Below are 2,874 nucleotides of genomic sequence, written 5' to 3' on the forward strand. Positions count from 1 at the left end.
CTTGTGGGGGAGATGCCCGGCAGGGCAGAGGGGGGTAACCTGGGCGGGGCGATGGCTGTTGGCGACTCGGCTGTAAATGAACTTCGAGCGTGTGGCCCCCTCATCCGCCTGCCGGCACCTTCTCCCCGTTGGGGAGAAGAGACTCGGGGTGAGCCGCTCGCCCAAACCTCCCCTTCTCCCCCATGGGGAGAAGGTGGCCCGGAGGGTCGGATGAGGGGGCGCCGCAAGCTCGGTGCTTGCCGTTACCGTAACGCTTACCCCAACCTCTCCATCCTCTCCTACCAACACAAACCCTCCCGCCACCTATTCGTCCCAGGAGACGTTGGTGAGTACGTTCGACGGGATCGGCTCGTTTTCCCAGAGACCTTTCAACTTCTTGTCCCAGACGCCGAGCTTGGGCATGACGAAGAGGAAGAGCGCAGGGACGTCGTCGGCGAGGATGGTTTGCGCCTCGGCGTAGATCTTGGCCTGCGTGGCCGGATCGGTGGTTTCCTGGACCTTCTTCATCAGCGCGTTGAAATCAGGGTTCTTGTAGTTGAAGTAGTAGGGATCGCGGGAATAGATGTCGATGTCCATCGGCTCGGCATGGGCGACGATGGTCATCTGGTAGGCGCGGTCCTTCATCACGTCCTGGACCCACTTGGCCGGGAATTCGGTGGGCTCGATGGTCATGGTCACGCCGATTTCGGCGAGCATGGCCTGCATGACCTCGGCGCTGCGCGGCGCATAGGCCATTTGCGGCGACTTGATCGTGAAGGTGAAGCCATCGGGGTAGCCAGCTTCCGTCAGCAAGGCCTTGGCCTTTTCGGGATCGTAGGGGAGCTTGGCGGTCAGGTCGACATAGCCGGGATCGTTCGGCGTGTAGTGGCTGCCGATCGGCGTTCCCAAGCCGGACCAGGCGCCTTCGATCACCGTCTTGCGGTCGATCGCCATCATCAGGGCCTGGCGCACGCGCTTGTCGTTGAAAGGCTTTTCGGCATTGTTCATGCCGGCCACGACCTTGAGCTCGGTGTTCCCGATCTTGGTCGCCAGCCTGGCGTCGCCATCGAACGAGGTCATCAGCTCAGGTGCTGCGAATTCGGGGATGGCGTCGACGTCGCCGGATTTCAGCGCGGCTGCCTGCGCCTGCGGATCGGCGATGAAGCGGAAGGTGACCTTGTCGAGCGCGACCGAGACATCCTTGTTCCAATAGCCGGCGTTCTTTTCCAGCTCGACCTTGTCGCCCTTGGCCCAGCTGACGAACTTGAAGGGGCCGGTGCCGATAGGCTTGGTCTTGTCGTCGGCGGCAGAGTTCGGCGCCACCATGACGGAGGCCGGCCATCCGAGCCAGTAGAGCAGGCTGCCGGTGGGCTCGGAGAGATGCAGCACCAATGTCGCGGCATCGGGTGTATCGATCGAAGCGATGGAGGCGAAGAAGCGCTTCTGCGGATTGACGGAGTCCTTGCCGCGGGCGCGGTCGAGCGCGAACTTGGCTGAGGCCGAATCGAAGGCCTGTCCGTCATGGAAGGTCACGCCGTCGCGCAGCGTGAACGTATAGGTCAGTCCGTCGGCCGAGATCTCCCAGCTTTTCGCCAGCTGCGGCTGGACCTTGCCGGCCTCGTCGATCGTCACCAGCCCCTCGAAGACATTCTGCCAGGTGACCTGGCCGATGGCGACGGGGGCGGCGATCGTCGGGTCGAGGCCTGTGGGCTCGATGGTCATGCCGAGGCTGAGCGTGGTCTTGGCGGCTTCAGCCGGGGTCAGGCTGAGCATCACCAGGCCGGCCGAGACGGCGGCCCCAAGCGAAAGACGACGAACGAGACGCGCCGAGGGCGCGAGCGAAAGCTTGATCATCATGTCCCCTTCATGGCCGCCGCTTGCTGCAACTGGCCGATTGCCGATAGAGTGTCATTGCGCCTGTGCACACACAATGACGATTTTGTGTGCTCAGTGTAGCCGAAAGAGCTACACAGGAATTTTCTGCCGGATGCAAGTCCAAGGCGATGCAAGTGCAAGACCGTCTGTTGGCGGCCGCTGCATTTCCTCAGCCCTTGCCGACAGGGCCGCCGGCGCGCTCGCGCATGAAGCGCTCGATGAAGTCGAGAAGCTTGGAGGCGGCAAACGATAGCTGGCGATCGGGCGCGACGCAGAGATCGACATGGGTGCGAATGGCACTTCTCGGCGCCAGCGGCACGGCACGCAGCTGGCCGGCCTCGATCTCGCGACGCACCGTCAGCGCCGGAAGCAGCGTCGCGGCTGCGCCGCTCAGCACCAGTTCCTTCAGCATTTCCAGCGAACTGGTGACGAAGACGGCATCAAAGCTCAATCCTGCTTTCTCGAACAGCGCGTCGAAAGCCTGGCGGAAGCCGAAGGACGGATCGGGCAGCGCCAATGGATAGTCGGCTATATCCTTGAGGCTGACCTCCAGCCGCTCGGCTGCCGGATGGCCTGTCGAGACGATCAGGTCGTAGGCGATCTCGGAGCGTAGCCTGACCTTGGTGCCGGTTACGGCCGGCGCAAACAGGGTGACAGCGATATCCGCCTCGCCGCCATTGGCCGCCTCGACGGCCTGGCGGGCGCTGGAGATGGTGACCTCGAAATGCAGCTTGGGATATTTGAGGCTGAACTCGGCCAGCGCCGGCGCCAGGAGATTGGCGACGGTGGCGCCATTGGCGTGGATGGCGACGCGGCCGGCCTGCAGGCCTTTCAGATCCTCGATCAGCTGGCCGACATGATCGAGCTCGCGCAGGGTGCGGCCGGCGCGGGCGGCGAGCAGTTCGCCGGCGGCCGTCAGCTTGACGCCGCGCGAGCTGCGCTCCACCAGCGGCGCGCCGAAATGATATTCGAGGTTCTCGATCTGCCGGCTGATCGCTGTTGGCGCAACATTCAGGTTCT

2 protein-coding genes are annotated in these 2,874 nt (G+C 63.7%); both read right to left on the reverse strand.

Translation table 11 applies throughout. The features are described from left to right. Window positions 1-303: 303 nt before the first annotated feature. Window positions 304-1,833 carry an ABC transporter substrate-binding protein gene (locus B3605_RS01005; RefSeq protein ID WP_183795346.1) on the reverse strand — a complete coding sequence of 510 codons (1,530 nt, stop codon included), beginning with the start codon at window positions 1,831-1,833 and terminating at the stop codon, window positions 304-306. A 190-nt stretch (window positions 1,834-2,023) separates the two neighbouring features. Then, window positions 2,024-2,874 (reverse strand): LysR substrate-binding domain-containing protein (locus tag B3605_RS01010; protein WP_296431688.1); only part of this gene is annotated, 851 nt, incomplete at its 5' end.

This window comes from Rhizobium sp. UBA1881 (genome assembly GCF_002338015.1).
In the GTDB taxonomy this organism is placed as follows: domain Bacteria; phylum Pseudomonadota; class Alphaproteobacteria; order Rhizobiales; family Rhizobiaceae; genus Rhizobium.